Origin of the sequence: Cryobacterium sp. N22 (genome assembly GCF_002929555.1) — a bacterium.
In the GTDB taxonomy this organism is placed as follows: Bacteria; Actinomycetota; Actinomycetes; order Actinomycetales; family Microbacteriaceae; genus Cryobacterium.
Genome location: NZ_PJJP01000022.1, coordinates 22,482 through 39,291, shown reverse-complemented (window position 1 = coordinate 39,291; position 16,810 = coordinate 22,482). Strand labels below are relative to the sequence as shown.

Here is a 16,810-nt window from a genome sequence, read left to right as displayed (position 1 = left end):
CGGTTATGGCGAAACTGTATTTCCGATACGGAGCAATGAACAGCGGCAAGAGCACCTCGATGCTCCAGGCCGCCTACAACTATGAGGAGCGCGGCCACCAGGTGCTGCTGGCCAAGCCGTCGGTGGATACCAAGGGTGACCGTGGCATCCTCTCCCGCCTGGGCGTCACCCGCGGCGTCGACTTCCTGCTCACGCCGGACACGGATGCCTACGCCCTGTTCCAGCAGCACCGCGCCGACACCCTGGCCGGCACCGGGCTCGACGTGAGCGCCCTGCTCGTCGACGAGGCGCAGTTCCTCACCGAGACCCAGGTCGACGACCTGCTGCGTATCGCGATCATCGAGAACATCCCAGTGCTCGCTTACGGCATCCGCACCGACTTCCAGACCGTGGCCTTCCCGGGCAGCCGCCGGCTGCTCGAGGTGTCGCACAGCCTCGAAGAGCTCAAGACCATCTGCCGGTGCGGCCGCAAGGCCGTCTTCAACGGGCGCAAGGTCGACGGCGCGTTCGTCTTCGACGGCGACCAGGTGGCCATCGACGGCGTCGAGGTCACCTACGAGTCGCTCTGCGGCTCCTGCTACCTCGAGGAGAGCCACGGTGTGCTCAACAACCGGCGCCGGGAGCCGGCGGAGCGAGGGCGCTCAATCGATGTGGATCCGCACGAAGCAAATCCGCCCATCGAGAGCGCCCCAGCTTGCCCCCCGGCAAGTTCCCCATCAATACCCTAGGGAAGCATCCCCGGCGGCAAAAGCCGTCATTTATCAGGGCACCCGATTCGGCACGGCAGGAGAGGCAGACATGCACAAGTTCCGCGTTGCGCTGATTGACGACCACGAGATCGTGGTGCGCGGCTTCGCGGGCCTGTTCGCCACCCTGCCCGACATCGAAGTGGTGGCCACCGTCGCCACGGTCACCGAACTGCTGGCCGAGGTGGGGGAGAGCCCGGTCGACCTGGTCATCCTCGACCTGCGCCTCTCCGACGGCTCCACCGTCACCGGCAACGTCGACAGGCTGCGGGCCACCGGCGCATCCGTGCTCGCGTTCACCGGCGGCGACGACGCGGGTCTTATGCGCGCCGCCGCCCGCAGCGGGGTGCTCGGCGTGGTGCGCAAGTCCGAACCCACCGACGTGCTGCTCGACGCCGTCACCCGGGCGGCGGCTGGCGACACCGTCGCGTCCACCGAGTGGGCTGCGGCCCTGGATGGCGACCCCGACCTCTCCGACGCCGGCCTGAGCCCCCGCGAGCGCGAGGTGCTCTCGCTCTACGCCGCCGGGGCCAAGGCGCCGCTGGTGGCCTCGCACACCGGACTGTCCGAGCTCACCGTGGTCGACTACATCCGCCGCGTGCGGTCCAAGTACGAACGGGTCGGTCGGCCGGCGAACACCAAAATCGACCTGTACAAGCGCGCGCTGGAGGACGGCATCCTGCCGCTGCCCGGCCGCTCATGACCGCGCTGACGGGCGGCACCGGCATTCGCGCCGGCACAGGCACACAGCCGGCCCCAGACCCGACCGTGCCGATTCCCACGGTCGCCGAGCCCCCGGCCCACACCGCCACCGCCAACCTCACCCGGCTGCTCTGCATCGCCGTGGCCGCCGCGGCCGGCATCTTCGGCCTGCTTTCGCTGCCGTCCTACTTCGCGCAGGCCTGGCAGCCGGCCCCCGGGTTGGCTGCGACCGCCTGGGTGGCGTCGTTCGGCCTGCCGATCGCCCTGGGCCTCAGTGCCCGGTGGGGGTCGGCGCGCATCCTGCGGGGCCTTGTAACGGCCGAGGCGCTGAGCTTCCTCGTCATCGTCGGCTTCTGGCTCGTCGTGCGCGACGGCCCGCTGCCCGCCGGCGCCGACATCCCCTGGGCGATCACCTTCACCGGGGTGCCCTGCGTGGCCGTCGCCGTCTTCGCCCGCCGCCGCCTGGCCTGGACGTTCACGGTGCTCGCCTGCCTGCTCAGTGGTCTCGTGCGGTTCAAGACCTCCGCCGACACCGACCCGGCCCTCATCGGCCTGGCCGACGGCCTCTACTCGCTGCTGCTGGTGAGCGTGTTCGTGGCGTTCACCCTCGCCGCTCGGCGCGCCGCGGCCCGGGTCGACGAGGCCACCCTGCTCACCCGGCAGGCCGAAGCACACCGGGCCGCGCGGGTGGCCCGCCGGCAGGAGCGGCTGAGCATCGATGCGCTGGTGCACGACAGCGTCATCTCCACCCTGTTGATGGCCGGCCTCGGCCGCACCCCGCCGCACGTGGTCTCCGGCCACGCGTCCAAGACCCTCACCCAGCTCGACGCGCTGCGCTCCCCGCCGCCGCAGCCGGTGGTGCTGGTCTCCGACGCCGCCCGCCGCATCGCCACGCTGGCGCATCAGATCGCCCCGGATGCCGCGGTGCGCCTCGACAACCCGGCCCGCGCCGGCCAGGAAGCGGGCATCGAGCGCACCGTGCCCTCTGCGGCCGTGACAGCCATCTTCGGCGCCGTCGGCGAAGCCCTGCGCAACTCGGTCAACTCGGCCGCGGGGCACGACCCCGCCCGGCCGGTGCACCGCACCGTCACGGTGCTCTCCACCACCGACGGATTCCAGGTGACCGTCAGCGACGACGGCGTCGGCTTCGACCCGGCCCTGGTGCCGCCGGAGCGGCTGGGCATCGCCGAGTCCATCCTGGGCCGCATGACCCGGCTGCCCGACGGCGCCGCCCACGTGCGCTCCACCCCCGGCCGGGGCACCGACGTGGTCGTGGCCTGGGCCCCCGACCGCACGCCAATCCGCGACACGCAACCACCGTTGGTCGAGCCTGTCGAGACCCCCGCCGGCCGATCTCCAGACCTCACCCCGCCGCCCACGCCCGCCGACCCCACCCCCGCCTTCCTCTCCCGGTCTCTCGACCTGACCACCCCCATGGCCCGCCTCATCCTGGCCCTCTTCGTTCTGGTGCACGGCCTCCTCGCCCTCATCAACATCGTCCCCGGCCGGCCGCTGGCCCTGCTCGTCGGCGCCTACCTCGCAATCGTGCTCTCCGGCATCACCCTGATGCGCCCGCTGACCCGCCCCTTCCCCCGCACGCAAGTGGCCGTGGCCCTGGGCCTCAGCGGGTTGGGTGCCGTGCTGATGTTCGCCTATCTGCCCGCCCACGACGAGGCCCCGTTCGCGCACTGGCACCTCGGCGCGATCACCCTGATCCTGGTGGTGCTTGCCGCCCGCGGCCAGATCCGGTCGGCCTGGATGGGCTACGCGGTGCTTGCCCTCCTCGCGGTGAGTTGGGCGGTCGAGACCGGCCAATCGGCCATGGTCGGTGTGGACCTGGTCAGCCGACATGCCGGCACCCTGCTCGCCGGCAGCCTCTTCGTGGTGGGACTCGGCCGGTCCGAACGCGACCTGCAGGTGCTCACCCAGAACGACCTCGCCCGCGCACGCCAGGACGCCACCACCGTGGCGGCGATCCGTGAGCGCAAGGCCCAGCTGCGGCGGGTCAACGCTCTCGCCCGGCCCACCCTGCTGCGGCTGGCCGAGCCGCACGCCCTCACCGCCGAGGAGCGTGCCGCGTGCCTGCTCGTCGAGGCCAGCCTCCGCGACGCCATCCGCGGCCGCGTCCTGTTCGTGCCCCCCGTCATCCTCGCCGTGCAGGCGGCCCGGCAGCGCGGCGTGGAGGTCACCGTGCTCGACGACAGCGCCGACACCCCGCCCGAGCAGCTCGAGACCCTCGCCTGCACCGTCGCCGACGTGCTTCAAACCATCGAGCATGGCCGCGCCACCGTGCGCGTGCTACCGGCCGGCCGGGCGGATGTGGCCACCATCGTGATCGAGTCCGGTACCCCCCGCATCCTGGTCGTCGGCCCCGACGGAACCGTGCGCAACCCCGACTAACAGGGCCACCCCTGTGCGGGGGACAGCTGTCACCGCGGCCACCCTCCGTGACGCTGTGTGCCCGCACCTCCCGTTCGAGGGTCATTTTGCGCCACGGATGTGCAAAGATGACTTCGGGGATAATGCAATACGAGCGGTTCCTCTCGACGAGTACTTACCGAAGGAACGCGCGTGGAACTAAAGGACTATCTCAGGATCTTCCACAAAAGTTGGATCCTCATTCTGGCTTTGACCCTGTTCGGGGTGGCAACTGCTGCCACGGCCTCTATCGCCACGACGCCCACCTACGTCGCCAGCACCCAGCTCTACGTCTCCGTGAAGTCCTCCGCAGACGCTGGTAGCGGCGAGCTCGTTGCCGGCACCAGCTTCGCCCGCCAGGCGGTCACGTCCTACGTCGATGTGGTGAATAGCGCCATAGTGCTGGACAAGGTGATCACCGACCTTAAGCTCGATCTCACCGCTGCTGACCTCGCGGAAATGGTTGAGTCCTCCTCTCCTCTTAACACTGTCCTTATCGACGTCGCCGTCACGAACGACGACCCGGTGCTCGCCGCAAAGATAGCCAATGCTGTGGGCCAGAACTTCAGTAGCATCGTGGTCGACCAGCTGGAGAAGCCCGACGGCGAAGCCTTGAGCCCGGTGAAGATCGCGACGATTCAGCCGGCCCTCGTGCCAGAAGCACCCGCCAGCCCCAACATCCCGCTCAACATCGCGCTCGGCCTCCTTATCGGTCTGGCGCTGGGCATCGGTCTTGCCGTGCTGCGCAGTGTTCTTGACACTCGCATTCACAGCTTGCATGACATCGACCTCGTCACGGATGCCCCGATGCTCGGTGGCATCACGAACGACCCCGACGCGCGTATCCGGCCGCTGGTCGTTCACTCCGACCCCAAGAACCCTCGCGCAGAGTCTTTCCGCAGCCTGCGCACGAACCTGCAGTTCGTCAATATCGAAGGCGGCCCCCGTAGCTTCGTCGTCACCAGCTCGATTCCGGGTGAGGGCAAGAGCACGACGACCTCAAACCTCGCCATCGCCATGGCCGAGACCGGCGCCCGCGTTGCCTTGATCGACGGTGACTTGCGACTGCCTCGCGTCGCCGACTACATGGGCATCGAGGGTGGCGTCGGTCTCACCGACGTACTGATCGGTCGCGCAGAACTTTCCGACGTCCTGCAGAAGTGGGGAAAGAACAAACTGTATGTCCTCCCCAGCGGACGCGTACCCCCGAACCCCAGCGAGCTGCTGGGCTCGAGTGCGATGGCGCATATGCTCGCCGCGCTCACCGAAGAGTTCGACATCGTCCTCATCGATGCGCCGCCGTTGCTCCTCGTCACTGATGCTGCGGTACTGAGCAAACTCTGCGGCGGTGCCATCATGGTTGTGGCCTCGGGCCGCACGAAGCGCAACGAGCTGTCCGCCGCGGTGAAGGCCCTCGAACGCGCAGGCAGCCGGTTGGTGGGCATGGTCATCACGATGCTTCCGACGAAGGGGCCGGACTCGTACGGCTACGGCCAGTACAGCTATGGCTCCGCCCTTGAGGAAGAAAACAGCAATGCCGACGTGGCTGCTCCGCCCAGACGGCACAGCTTCAGCAAGCCGCGCCGGAGAACCGCCTAGTGGCGGGCTTCACCATCCTCACGGTGTGCTCGGGCAACATCTGCCGGTCGCCGTTGGCGGAACAACTGCTCCGCGTCGGTTTGGCGTACTGGCCGGAGGTCACCCTTGGCAGCGCCGGTACCATCGGCCTAACCGGACAGGCGATGCCCCCTGAGGCCGCCGATCTGTCCCGGCACTTCGGTGGGGACCCCTCTGGGCACGTTGCGCGGGTACTCACCGTGGAACAGCTCAGCGAGGCGAACCTGGTATTTGCCATGTCCCGAGAACACCGACGGGCAATCGTGGAGCTGTTCCCGAAGGCCATCCGCTACACGTTCACCATCCGGGAATTCGCCCGGCTTGTCGGTGACGTCACCGACGAAGACCTCGACGAGGCCGCAGCGCTCCCATTGGATGATGTCGCAGGTCGATTCTCCACGCTGGTCGGGTTCGCGGCCTCACAGCGCGGAGCCGTGGGCCCGCCTGAGCATCCCGACGATGATGACGTCGTTGACCCGTATCGGCGAAGCGATGAGGTCTACGCCGAATCCGCCCGCCAGCTCGTTCCAGCCGTGAACGACGTCGTATCGCTGTTCCACAGATCCGCAAAAGTTCACCAGCCCTAGGGGGATCTCATGGGCGCATCCACACCCCAAAGTCGAGGGAACCGCAACAACCGCAACAACCGCACTCGTCAGCGATTCATCGTCATCGGCCTGGCCGTCTTCTTGCTCATCGATATCGGTCTGGTCGCTTTCGCACTCACTGCAACTCAACCGCCTGCCAGCGCGGGAACCGTTGCGGCGGCACCAACCTCGGCCCCATCATCAGCCGAGCCTGTCGAGGCTGCTCCACCCGTTGAGGTCGCGCCGGCAGAGGCCACCGCAACAGCAACGGTCGTTCCCACTCGCATCCTCGCTGCGCTCGACGATTCAACCGCCTGGCGTGCCACGACCGGTGGATGCCCTGCCACCTCGGCCGATCCCGAACTCACGACCGATTCCGGGTCCACCTGGGAGGGATTCAACGCCTCTGACGAGACGGGTGCCTCCTCCATCCTGGCGATCAACGTCGCCAACGCCGACACGATGTCCCTGGTCACCCTCGACGACACGGATTGCGCACCACAACTCGTCACAACTTTCGTCGCGGGCGACGCGTGGAAGGCCTACCCCGATCGCGTAGCGGCGGAGTGGTACATCAACCCGGCAACGCCAGGCACTGTGCACACGCCCGGTGGGGATGTGGTTGCACCGTGCGCTGCGGTCTCCGCCATCGCGGCAACCGACAACGCCGCTGCTGCCGTCCTCTGCCTCGACGCTTCGGTCGTCACAACCCTGGATTCCGGCGCAACCTGGTCTGAGCCTGCCGTTGTCCCGGGCGCGGCCGCGCTCGCGGCAACGACCGAGGGCTATGCGGTGGCGGTGGCCAATCCGGCTGGGTGCGACGGTGTCTCTCTGGTTAGCGTTTCCCAGGAGGGCACCCTCGTTGCCACCGCCGGCACGGCATGCTTGCCCGCCACGGTCAACCCTGGCGAGACCGCCATTTCCGTTGCAGCGGACAGCACCGTCTGGCTGTGGGCGGGCGACGCATTCGCCCGGTCTACGGACGGTGGTTTGTCGTGGGTCTGAGCGGGGTCTCCTGGCAGCGCGCCTACGCCTCACGGCTCTTCTTCACCGATCTCACCATCATCGTGCTGATGGTACTGGGGAGCCAGGTCTTGTGGTTCGGAGCTCGACGTTCAGAGTTGCGTATCCCCATCGAGAATCTCACCGACTTCACCATCGGCTACACGCTTGTGTCCCTGGCCTTGATTGGTTTCTGGATGCTCGCATTGGAGTTCTACGCAACACGCGACCACAAGATCATCGGCACCGGGAGCACCGAGTACAAGCGCATCGTCGACGCTAGCGCTCGGATATTCGGTCTCACGGCAATCGTCGTCTTTCTGCTCAAGGTGGATCTGGCACGGGGGTACTTCCTCACGGCCCTCCCGATCGGACTTCTTTTTCTTCTCATCGGTCGCTGGGCCTGGCGGAAGTGGCTGATTGCCCGCCGTCGGGACGGCCAATTCGTGCACCGGGTCATCGTTGTGGGAGAGCGGGAGAAAAGCACCCACGTCGTAGAAGGGATCAGACGCGACTTTGCGGCCGGTCTGTACCTGGCCGGTGCCGTGACCGAGAACGGCAGCATTGAGCAGGACCTCGTTGAGGGGGTTCCCGTGCTGGGCGATTTCAATCAAATAGTCCAAGCCATCGAATTGTCCCGTGCGGACACGGTGATCTTCACCGGAGCCGACACTTTCGGCCCGCGGCGCCTCCGGGAACTCGGCTGGCAGCTACAGACGCTGAGGATCGACCTGATCATGGCCCCGGCGCTGACCGATATCGCGGGCCCGCGCATCCACACACGCCCTGTCTCAGGCCTGCCCCTGATCCAAGTGGATTTTCCTGCATTCACGGGCAGCCGGCACGCGGCAAAACGCACGTTCGACATCATCTCCTCCGGGCTTGGGCTGATGCTGTTGAGCCCTCTCTTTGCGTGGATTGTGATCGCAGTGCGTCGCGACAGCACGGGCCCAGCGTTCTTCTATCAGGAGCGTGTCGGCCTGAACGGCAACCACTTTCGCATGATCAAGTTTCGGTCGATGGTCACGAACGCTGAAGACAAACTTCCCCACCTGCTCAACAGCTCGGATGGCAACGGTGTGCTCTTCAAGCTGAAGGTCGACCCGCGTGTGACCAAGGTGGGGAGCATGTTGCGTCGATTCAGCCTCGATGAACTTCCCCAACTGATCAATGTCTTCCTCGGGCACATGTCCTTGGTCGGTCCGCGGCCGCCGCTCGCGAAGGAGGTCGAGCAGTACGACAACCACGCCGAGCGACGCCTGCTGGTCAAGCCGGGGATCACGGGCCTCTGGCAAGTGAGTGGACGCTCGGACCTCTCATGGGAAGACAGCATCCGGCTCGACCTCTATTACGTCGAAAACTGGTCACTGATTGGCGACGTCATGATTTTGTACCGAACTGTGCGCGCAGTTGTGAAACCGAATGGAGCCTACTGAGCATGCCCAGTGTTGTGATTATTGGAACGCGTGGCTACCCGAGCTACTACGGTGGATTTGAAACTGCGGTGCGCCGGCTTGCCCCCTACCTGGCCGAACAGGGCTGGGACGTGACGGTTTACGGGAGGCATGGGTCGACCCGCCGTTCCGACCCGGACGTGGACAATCGGGTGCGCTCCGTAGTGACGCGGGGCTTCGAGCGGAAATCCCTCAGCACCCTCTCCTACGGGTTGACCGCATGTCTCGACGCCGCGAAGCGAAAGCCCGATGTTGCTCTTGTAATGAACGTAGCGAACGGATTCTGGCTCCCGATCCTGAAAGCGCGGGGAATCCCGACGCTGATAAACGTCGATGGAATCGAGTGGGACCGGGCCAAATGGGGTCGGCTGGCGAAATGGATGTTTCGCACCGGGGCGAAGCTGACTGCGCGGTTTGGGACTCGTCTCGTTTATGACTCTCGCGTCATCGCGCAACGATGGAATCAGGATTTCGGTACCGATGGTGTGTTCATTCCCTATGGGGGAGCGGTCCCTCCTGAACTACCCATCGAACCCGGGCTCACCCACCGGGGTTATGTGCTCGTGGTGGCCCGCTTTGTGCCGGAGAACACCATTCCGGAATTCCTCGATGCCGCAGAGGCGATTGCACGCACCCACGATGTTGTCATCGTGGGGTCGGAGGGATATGGCGGCCCGCTCGACAAGAAAGCGCAGCTTCTTGCCCAGTCGAACGAGCGCATCACCTGGCTCGGCCATGTGAGCGATGACCGTCGTCTCTTCTCCCTGTGGCAGCATGCCGGTGTGTACTTCCACGGTCACAGCGTCGGCGGCACCAATCCGGCTCTGGTGCAGGCCATGGCTTGTGGTGCTCCCACAGTGGCGAGGGACACCGAATACAACCGTGAAGTCCTGGGCTCATCGGGCATGTTCGTTCTCCCCACCAGCACAGACATCGAGCGGGCAGTTCTTGGCGCGATGGCTGATTCCCAGTGGCAGATCGACGCGATCGAGCATGGGCGTCGGCAGGTGGCTGAGATCTACACCTGGGAGAAGGTGTGCCAAGCGTACGAGGACAATCTCCGGGCTCTGTTCCAGGCAGAGCCGGGCGCGGGCTCAGGTCGTCACGGGGTCGATTCGGTGCTGGGGTGGAAATCTTGACTCTTTTCCAGCGCTTTCACGGATTGCCGAGATCCCGGAACCTGCACGCGACCGTTGGCGTCTTTTTGCGGGTGGGGTTGATGACGGCCCGCGGCCTCGCGGTAGTCCCATTCCTCAAACGGTCGTCGGGCCCGCTCCTCCTCGGGCGCGGGGCACGAATTCAGAATCCGGGATACGTGAGCCATACGGGCAGGCTCGTCCTGGAACCGTATGCGGAGGTTCAAGGCATTTCGAGCGAGGGTATCAATCTCGGCTCGGATGTCTCGATAGGCAGGGGCACTCTCATCCGCCCGAGCAGCTACTACGGCGGTGAGATCGGTGAGGGACTGTGGATCGGCGACAGGTCAAGCATCGGTTGTGACGGGTTCATCGGATGCTCCGGACGTATCTCCATAGGGTCCGATGTGATGATGGGTCCGGGAGTTCGTATCTTCTCGGAGAACCACATATTTGCTGACCCGACGATCCCGATCAAGGCGCAGGGAGTCTCCCGGAGTTTCGTGGAGATCGGCGACGACTGCTGGATCGGCAGCGGCGTCACAATCACGGCCGGCGTACGAGTCGGGTCCGGTGTGGTCATAGCTGCCGGCAGTGTGGTAACCCGGGACATCCCCGACAACTCCGTCGCCGGAGGCACACCAGCCCGGGTGCTTCGCACGCGAGGAGACGCTGATGACGCGAAATAGAGCGGGTGTCGTCTTTGTGCACTCGTCGAACGAGATGTACGGTGCGGACAAGGTACTGCTCCAAGTGCTCAAAACTCTGCCCGAGGCTGACCAACGGGCCGCGACGGTCTGGTTGCCCGATGACGCGGCGCCATCAGTGTTCAGCCTTGATGCCGAGTTGACGCGCAACAATCTGAGGTTTGAGATTAGGGCGCTGCCAATTCTTCGGAGGAAGTACCTCTCACCGCGTCATCTTCCGAAGACTCTGATGATGATGATTCGGACCTTCCTCGAACTACGCAGGCTGAAGCCGCACACCGTGTATATGACGACCTCGGCCTCCCTCGCCGTGGGTATTCTTGCGCGGATCCTGGGAGTTCCCCACGTCGTCCTCCACTGCCAGGAGGTGTGGCGAGGGCGTGAAGCGCACGTACTGGGCGCACTCGCGACCGCAGCCACAGAGTGCTTGTGCATCTCCAATGCGGCCCAGGACGGGCTCAGGGGCAGCGTGCGCAGTCGCTCACGAGTGTTCCTCAATGGCGTGTCCGACTACGACCGTCCCCTCGTCGATCCCACCGCTCGCGGCGGGGTGCTGAAGTTCCTTGTTGCGAGCAGATGGAACTCGTGGAAAGGTCATTCGACTCTCTTGGCGGCCTGGGATTCAGGGGAGCCACTCGGTGAGCTCGTCATTGTCGGCGGGCCGCCGGAGATGGGCAAACCAGTGGACGTGCGGGGCATCGTCGCTCAAATGAAAAATCGTGAATCCGTCGTTATCCAGGGTGAGGTGCAAGACATTTCCGCTCTGGTCGATGCAGCCGACTTCGTTGTGGTGCCGTCCGATGAGCCCGAACCTTTTGGCCTGATCGCGATCGAGGCTTTCGCGCGGGGCCGCGCCGTGATCGGGAGCGACGGCGGCGGACTCTCGGAAATCGTAGATGATGCGCAGACGGGCCGCCTGTTCCCGCTTCGGGATAGCGCAGCGCTGAGGTCGATCATGCACGACCTCGACAGCCACCAGGCTCACGTCATGGGGGCCGCCGCCCGGGACTCTTATCTTCGTTCGTACTCGATCGAGGCGTTCAACAGCAGGTTCAGTTCCTTCTGGGCCGAGATCTTGCCCCGTGCGGGGGCAAAGTGAGTCTGAGTGCGACGGTCGTCTACTGGTACGGCCGAGAAGACATGCCCCGAGACGGAGGCGGGTTGCGGGTGATCGCGTGGGAAGAGGCACTGAAGTCGCTCGGCTATACCGTGACCATTCACGGTCTCAATTCACGCGGACCGAGTCTGGACCGGAAGCCGTCCTTCCGCACCAAGGCCAAGCGAACTCTCGCCCCGATGCCGCTCTCGCGTTCCCTTGCGCCCCTGCCACCGGCCGATCTCAACGTCATTGCCGTTCCCGTCGTGTTCAAGGCCGCTGCCCGCGACCTTCCTCGGGATTCGATCATTTTCGACTGGATGGATCTGTGGAGCGTGAATTCGCGCACCATGGGCGCTTCTTCGCCGCTCTCCATGCCGGGAGGCCTGACGCAGAGTGCAATCTGGCGTCGTCGGGAATCGCGGCTGCCGTCGAAGGCGCGGTTCAATACCGTTGCCGGATATGGGGACCTGACGTCGATTGGAACGAACGCCAGCGCGGAGTGGCTCCCGACGCCGACCCAGACATTCGCTTCACATGACCGTGGACATGGACCCGTTGCGCGTGTCGGCTTCCTGGGCAACCTCGGATACGAGCCCAACGAAATGTCTTTGAGAAAATTCTTTCGCGACTTCGGTCATCTATTGACGGCCCGGAAGCTTGAAATTGTGGTGGCAGGATTCGGTTCCGAGCGGGTGCGCACCTGGGGTGTCCCCGCCACCGTCCTGGGTGCCCTGGACAATCTTGATTCCTTCTACGACAACATCGACGCCGTTATCGTGCCGATCGATCACGGTGGAGGCATCAAGGTCAAGGCAGTCGAAGCGATAGCACGTGGGCTGACCGTGTACGGAACCGACCACGTTCGGTCGGGCTTCAGCCCGGACTATGGACCGTGGATCCGAAACATTGAGGAGCTGTTTCGATCGGCACCGGCCCAACGCACTGACGTGCCGGGGCTCGACCGCTCGCAACTCATCTCCCGCTTCTCGCAGGGAGCATTTACCTCGTCGGTTGACGACATCCTTGGGCGGTGGTGAGCGTGAGAAAGTCGAACGTGATTTCATGCTGATAGTCGCGGGGATCGTCAGCCTCGTAGTCCTACTGGTCATCGGGCATTTCCTTGGTGCCCTGAACGTCCTGCTTCCGCTCATGCTCACCAGCCTCTGTTTTCTTCCGAAGGTACTGGCGGGCGCCACGGTGGCCGATCAAACCCGAGCCTCAATCTCTGGTGCTGAACCGCGCGTCATGACCTACACGGTCGCCATTTGCCTGGTCGTCCTGACTGCAGTATTCCTTCGCAGGCAAGGGACACAGTGGCTGACCTACGGTGCTTTCGGCCTGTTCTTGTTCGTCTGGATCTTCTTGGTGTGGGACGGCAACAACGAGCAGTGGTCCGGCGTCATGCATCTCGGTGTCGCGGCGTTGGCGTGGGTTGCGGGCAGCTACATCTCCACGTTCCTCAAGATCGGGGACAAGTCGGAGCGGATCCTGGTCGGCTGGCTGTTCATCACGGTCGCTGTCCAGGTGGTGATCTCGGTCGCACAGTTCGTCGGCGTTCCGCTCTTTCCACTGGGCGCTGCGGCGGCCTCGGACCTGGGGCTGATCGGCCGGGTGAACGGTTCCTTTGGCCACCCCACGGGACTGGGGAAGGTCCTGCTGTTGCTCATGGTCCTTCTGCTGCCCTTGACGAAGTCAACTCAAACGACGGTGCGCAAGCTCGCCTGGTGGTCGATCTGCATTTCAGCCATTCCCTTCGTGCTTTCCGGCGGTCGGGCCAACTTCTTCGGAGCGATCATCATGATCGTGATCTGGGCGATGACTTCGCAGGAAGCGAAGAATATCGGTCGACGCGTGATGATCCCGCTCGCCGCGCTCGGTGTCGTGGCGGCTTCAGCCGGCGTTTGGCTGGGCCGGTTCGAGACCGGCGAAATCGGTGGATTTCGCACTCACTTCACCGATGTTGCGCTCCAGCAGATCCAGATGCGGCCATGGTGGATCGGAACCGGCCCGGGGACCTACGTAACCGCGGTCGGACCGTTCGATGCTCTGACGGCGACCGGCTGGCCGGTGCACAACTCTGTGCTCCTGGCCGTCGTGGAGTTGGGATTCATCGGTGCCACGCTCCTCTTCCTGCCGATTCTCATCCTGGTTGCCCGAGCCTGGAAGACTCGACGAGCGATGCAACCCAGCGGGATGTACGCGCGAGCCGTTCTTGCGTCCCTCCCCGGCATCATGATTGTGGCCTTGACCGGCTGGGGAATGATGTCAGACACGTTGCCCCTGTGGCTGTTCGTGCTCGGCTTCTGCGCTGAGCAGATCAGGCGTCCGAGCGAGACTCCTGACGGGTCTGTTCCGACCAACGCGCGCGTTCGATTAGACAACGACAGGAAGTACACCCGCTAATGATGCAACGCATTAAGGCACTGGCCAAGAACATGCTGCCCTCCGGCGCCCTGGACACGTGGAGAAGGCTGCGAGCGAACCTGAGCAACACCCACGAGGCACTCCTCGACGCGAAACGCCATCGCCTTCTCGGCGGGCCGGGGGAGGGATCGTTCAACTCCGGCTGGAGCGGACGCCAGCTCGAGACCCAGCTGACGAAGGATTACCACCGGGTGGAAAAGGGGCTGGCGCTTCGAAACCCGAAGCGACCTTTCGGTGTGGAGGTCGAAAAGAGACTCGTCGTGGGACTCGGCAACCTCGACGGCACCGAGGCCGCCGCTGACTCCTATGGCATCTTCGCCACGTCCGCCCTCGCCGCTCTTCAAAGCTGGAACACAGGCGGCGACGCCGACGACAGCGTTGCGCTTCGGGTGAACAGGGATGACGTGTTTCGGCAGGCTGACCCGGGAGAGCCCGCTGAGGAGCGGTGGGAGCACTTCTTCTCGTCCCGTCGCAGCGTGCGGGATTTCGATGATTCCATCGGCGTGAACATGGCGGATATCGAGGCGGCTGTATCGATGGCCACGCACACCCCGTCTGTCTGCAATCGACAGGCTTTCCGCGTGCATGTGTATACGGGTGAGGCGGCGGTCTCTGTTCTCGCCCAACAGAACGGGAATGCTGGATTTCGTAGTTCCATCCCGGTTGTGTTGGCCGTGACGGTGGACGCGCGGCTGTTTTCGGGCCCGTCGGAGCGCAATCAGCGGTGGATTGACGGGGGTCTCTTCGCGATGACTCTGGGCTGGGCGCTGCATTCCCGAGAGTTGGCCACCTGTTACCTCAATTGGTCGATGAAGAACAGCCAGTCAGACACCTTCCGGGCGTCGTCTGGAATCCCCGCCCACGAAGACGTCATCACTCTGATCGCCGTTGGTATTCCTCCGAAGAATTTCAAGGTGGCCAGGTCTCCCCGGCGCCGGTTGGACGAGATTCTCGTCCAACACGATTGACCTCACGGACGGAACGCGCACGACCTGAGGTGGCAGCACAGCACGCGCCGGGGTGCCGCGACGACGTCGCGGGCACCCGCCGGCTTTAGTCGCGTACCCACCCCGGCGGCGTGGTGAACGACCTCAGGAACTTGGCTGGCGTGCCGGCAACGACGGTGTTGGGCATGACGTCTTTTGTGACGATTGAACCCGCAGCAACCACGGCGTTGTCCCCGATCGTGACCCCGGGAGAAATGATCGAGAGTCGGCCTAGCCAGACGTTTCTCCCGATGGTGATCGGAGCCGAAACCACTGGCTCGTCCGGGGAGACACGATGGTAGTTCGTGTCCTGGATGGTGACCAGGTCAGCGATCTTCGTGTGGTCACCGATTGTGATCGTTGTCTTGGCGGCGATGCTGACGCCCTGGTTCAGGAACACGTGCTCACCGATGTTGAGCGTCCCATCGCGATCAACAGCGATCCCCACACGGAACCGTTGCCCGCGAACCTGGAACCCAGATCCAATGTTCAGAGTTCCCTTGTTCCTGACCTGGGGGAGGCGACCGAAAACCCGGGGGGCCCCATTCACGCGGGCCCCCGCCATTCGGAAAGCGATGACAGCTCTGACGATTCGTAGTGCACTGACGATCATCGGAGCTCACCGCCCGCTGAGCGCTCGCGGACCGTGGGTTTTTCAACTCGCACCGATTCAGAGGTCACGGAAATTAGCCGCCGCGAGCACGCGTGCGCGTTGCACACCTGAAGTGATCGCTGCCGCGGTCGCGGAACGATTGCTGTCGAGTTCGCGCAGTTGGCCCGTGACCTGGCGTGCGAAGCCCCGGACAGGATCAATGCACGAGTCTGGAGTCCCCACCAACTCCATCAATCCGAGCACCTTGCCCTGCGTCGCCAAGACAATGGACGGGACCCCCGAGCTCAGGGCGAGAATCGAGAGGTGCATTCGCCCCGTGACGACGACATCGGCCTGGGCGGCGAGGGCCTTGACCTCAGACGGTGTGAGGAGCCGGTCCACGTGGTTGACATCCTTGTGGTCTGCGCTGGAGGCCTTGAACGATTCGATCACGGGAATATCCGTCGACACGTGGGGGAGTAAGAGGATCTCGTAGCCGAGTTCGCCGAGAGTTTCAACGATGTGGGCGTACTCGTCGTTCTGATTGAGGGTCGAGTTGATGAGCCCGCTCATATTCACAATGGCGACCCGTTTCCCCGCCTCAACCCACCCCCGCACCAACGCGTCATGCGCGTTGGGCTCGGCGACGCCGGCGTGCAGAAAAACCACGTCGGCAGCCTCGACCGCTTCGATACCGTTTTTTCGCAGCCGGGCTCGTGAATGGGGGTCACGGGCGATCGCGACGACCCCGCCCCGGGCGGCCCGACGTGCCGCACTCAGAATCACCCGATCGACACTCTCTTTCCAGCTGAAGCCGAGCACACGCGTGGGGATCTGTGCCTTCGCGGCCGCGGTGGCCAAGCTCCATTCGAGCGCGGACGGGCGCCGACCGTAGCCGCCGTCCATCACGTCCGCTCCGACGATGGAAAGAGACCGAGCGCCGCGCAGGGTTCGCGCGAAGGTCAGAACATCCATGAGGCGGCTCAGTCCACGCCCGTAAATGAGCCGGGGAAGGACCACCAACTCGACACGTCCAGGGGCCAGCGAGTCTGGCACGTCGAACGCATCGATGCTGCGAACGATGGCCCGCACCGGCCCCTCGACGTTCGCCAGAAAGCTCTCAAACATAGCCTGGTCGCCGATGTTCCCGCCGCCGGTGGAATTGATGATGACATGCGGCCCCACCTGGCCGGTCTGCCGCCGGCGGGACCCCGCGCGGACAGCCAACGAGTCGGCAAGAGCGGTCAGGGAAAGGAGAGCGCGGCTATCCAGAGCGGAGACGAGCGCACCTTTGGCAAACGATTTTGCGGTTGCCTTGGGGGGTGTCATTCGCGGGGGCG

15 protein-coding genes are annotated in these 16,810 nt (G+C 64.6%); 13 read left to right on the top strand and 2 right to left on the bottom strand.

Annotated elements, in window-relative coordinates; genetic code table 11:
• Positions 1 to 5: 5 nt before the first annotated feature.
• From CXY76_RS02955 to CXY76_RS02900, 13 genes are all read left to right on the top strand, one after another.
• Positions 6 to 728, top strand: coding sequence for a thymidine kinase (locus CXY76_RS02955; protein WP_104162776.1), 723 nt, complete (start codon positions 6 to 8; stop codon positions 726 to 728).
• A 70-nt stretch (positions 729 to 798) separates the two neighbouring features.
• Complete coding sequence (locus CXY76_RS02950) at positions 799 to 1,449, top strand: response regulator transcription factor (RefSeq protein ID WP_104162775.1); 651 nt, start codon at positions 799 to 801, stop codon at positions 1,447 to 1,449.
• Positions 1,446 to 3,848 carry an ATP-binding protein gene (locus CXY76_RS02945; RefSeq protein WP_104162774.1) on the top strand — a complete coding sequence of 801 codons (2,403 nt, stop codon included), beginning with the start codon at positions 1,446 to 1,448 and terminating at the stop codon, positions 3,846 to 3,848. The genes CXY76_RS02950 and CXY76_RS02945 overlap by 4 nt, the downstream gene beginning before the upstream one ends.
• Positions 3,849 to 4,019: 171 nt before the next feature.
• Positions 4,020 to 5,465 carry a polysaccharide biosynthesis tyrosine autokinase gene (locus CXY76_RS02940; protein ID WP_104162773.1) on the top strand — a complete coding sequence of 482 codons (1,446 nt, stop codon included), beginning with the start codon at positions 4,020 to 4,022 and terminating at the stop codon, positions 5,463 to 5,465.
• On the top strand, positions 5,465 to 6,070 hold the full coding sequence (locus tag CXY76_RS02935) for a low molecular weight phosphatase family protein (protein WP_233199530.1): 606 nt from the start codon (positions 5,465 to 5,467) through the stop codon (positions 6,068 to 6,070). The genes CXY76_RS02940 and CXY76_RS02935 overlap by 1 nt, the downstream gene beginning before the upstream one ends.
• 9 nt (positions 6,071 to 6,079) lie before the next feature.
• Positions 6,080 to 7,075 (top strand): hypothetical protein, encoded by a 996-nt coding sequence (locus CXY76_RS19610; RefSeq protein WP_233199529.1) that lies wholly within the window; start codon positions 6,080 to 6,082, stop codon positions 7,073 to 7,075.
• Positions 7,021 to 8,508, top strand: a complete 1,488-nt coding sequence (locus CXY76_RS02930; RefSeq protein ID WP_233199528.1) for a sugar transferase — start codon at positions 7,021 to 7,023, stop codon at positions 8,506 to 8,508. Before CXY76_RS19610 ends, CXY76_RS02930 begins: the two co-directional genes overlap by 55 nt.
• A 2-nt stretch (positions 8,509 to 8,510) precedes the next feature.
• Complete coding sequence (locus CXY76_RS02925) at positions 8,511 to 9,665, top strand: glycosyltransferase (protein ID WP_104162771.1); 1,155 nt, start codon at positions 8,511 to 8,513, stop codon at positions 9,663 to 9,665.
• The gene (locus CXY76_RS02920) at positions 9,653 to 10,351 is read left to right on the top strand and encodes a DapH/DapD/GlmU-related protein (RefSeq protein ID WP_104162770.1); all 699 of its coding nucleotides are present in this window, start codon (positions 9,653 to 9,655) and stop codon (positions 10,349 to 10,351) included. The genes CXY76_RS02925 and CXY76_RS02920 overlap by 13 nt, the downstream gene beginning before the upstream one ends.
• On the top strand, positions 10,338 to 11,468 hold the full coding sequence (locus CXY76_RS02915) for a glycosyltransferase (RefSeq protein WP_104162769.1): 1,131 nt from the start codon (positions 10,338 to 10,340) through the stop codon (positions 11,466 to 11,468). Before CXY76_RS02920 ends, CXY76_RS02915 begins: the two co-directional genes overlap by 14 nt.
• Positions 11,469 to 11,536: 68 nt before the next feature.
• Positions 11,537 to 12,505, top strand: a complete 969-nt coding sequence (locus CXY76_RS02910; protein ID WP_158253826.1) for a glycosyltransferase family 4 protein — start codon at positions 11,537 to 11,539, stop codon at positions 12,503 to 12,505.
• On the top strand, positions 12,480 to 13,871 hold the full coding sequence (locus CXY76_RS02905; RefSeq protein WP_146073347.1) for an O-antigen ligase: 1,392 nt from the start codon (positions 12,480 to 12,482) through the stop codon (positions 13,869 to 13,871). The genes CXY76_RS02910 and CXY76_RS02905 overlap by 26 nt, the downstream gene beginning before the upstream one ends.
• A complete protein-coding gene (locus CXY76_RS02900) occupies positions 13,871 to 14,860 on the top strand; it encodes a nitroreductase family protein (protein WP_104162766.1) in 990 nt (329 codons plus the stop codon). Before CXY76_RS02905 ends, CXY76_RS02900 begins: the two co-directional genes overlap by 1 nt.
• 85 nt (positions 14,861 to 14,945) lie before the next feature.
• On the opposite strand, the gene CXY76_RS19765 is transcribed toward CXY76_RS02900, so the two are convergent.
• Positions 14,946 to 15,491 (bottom strand): acyltransferase, encoded by a 546-nt coding sequence (locus CXY76_RS19765; protein WP_104162765.1) that lies wholly within the window; start codon positions 15,489 to 15,491, stop codon positions 14,946 to 14,948.
• Positions 15,492 to 15,548: 57 nt separating this feature from the next.
• The gene (locus CXY76_RS02890; protein WP_104162764.1) at positions 15,549 to 16,799 is read right to left on the bottom strand and encodes a polysaccharide pyruvyl transferase family protein; all 1,251 of its coding nucleotides are present in this window, start codon (positions 16,797 to 16,799) and stop codon (positions 15,549 to 15,551) included.
• Between the last annotated feature and the right edge of the window lie 11 nt (positions 16,800 to 16,810).

Excerpts from the sequence above, each read along its gene's own strand:
- CXY76_RS02955 (WP_104162776.1), top strand. The coding sequence starts at position 6 with ATGGCGAAACTGTATTTCCGATACGGAGCAATGAACAGCGGCAAGAGC.
- CXY76_RS02950 (WP_104162775.1), top strand. The coding sequence starts at position 799 with ATGCACAAGTTCCGCGTTGCGCTGATTGACGACCACGAGATCGTGGTG.
- CXY76_RS02945 (WP_104162774.1), top strand. The coding sequence starts at position 1,446 with ATGACCGCGCTGACGGGCGGCACCGGCATTCGCGCCGGCACAGGCACA.
- CXY76_RS19610 (WP_233199529.1), top strand. The coding sequence starts at position 6,080 with ATGGGCGCATCCACACCCCAAAGTCGAGGGAACCGCAACAACCGCAAC.
- CXY76_RS02925 (WP_104162771.1), top strand. The coding sequence starts at position 8,511 with ATGCCCAGTGTTGTGATTATTGGAACGCGTGGCTACCCGAGCTACTAC.
- CXY76_RS02915 (WP_104162769.1), top strand. The coding sequence starts at position 10,338 with ATGACGCGAAATAGAGCGGGTGTCGTCTTTGTGCACTCGTCGAACGAG.
- CXY76_RS02900 (WP_104162766.1), top strand. The coding sequence starts at position 13,871 with ATGATGCAACGCATTAAGGCACTGGCCAAGAACATGCTGCCCTCCGGC.
- CXY76_RS19765 (WP_104162765.1), bottom strand. The coding sequence starts at position 15,491 with ATGATCGTCAGTGCACTACGAATCGTCAGAGCTGTCATCGCTTTCCGA.
- CXY76_RS02890 (WP_104162764.1), bottom strand. The coding sequence starts at position 16,799 with ATGACACCCCCCAAGGCAACCGCAAAATCGTTTGCCAAAGGTGCGCTC.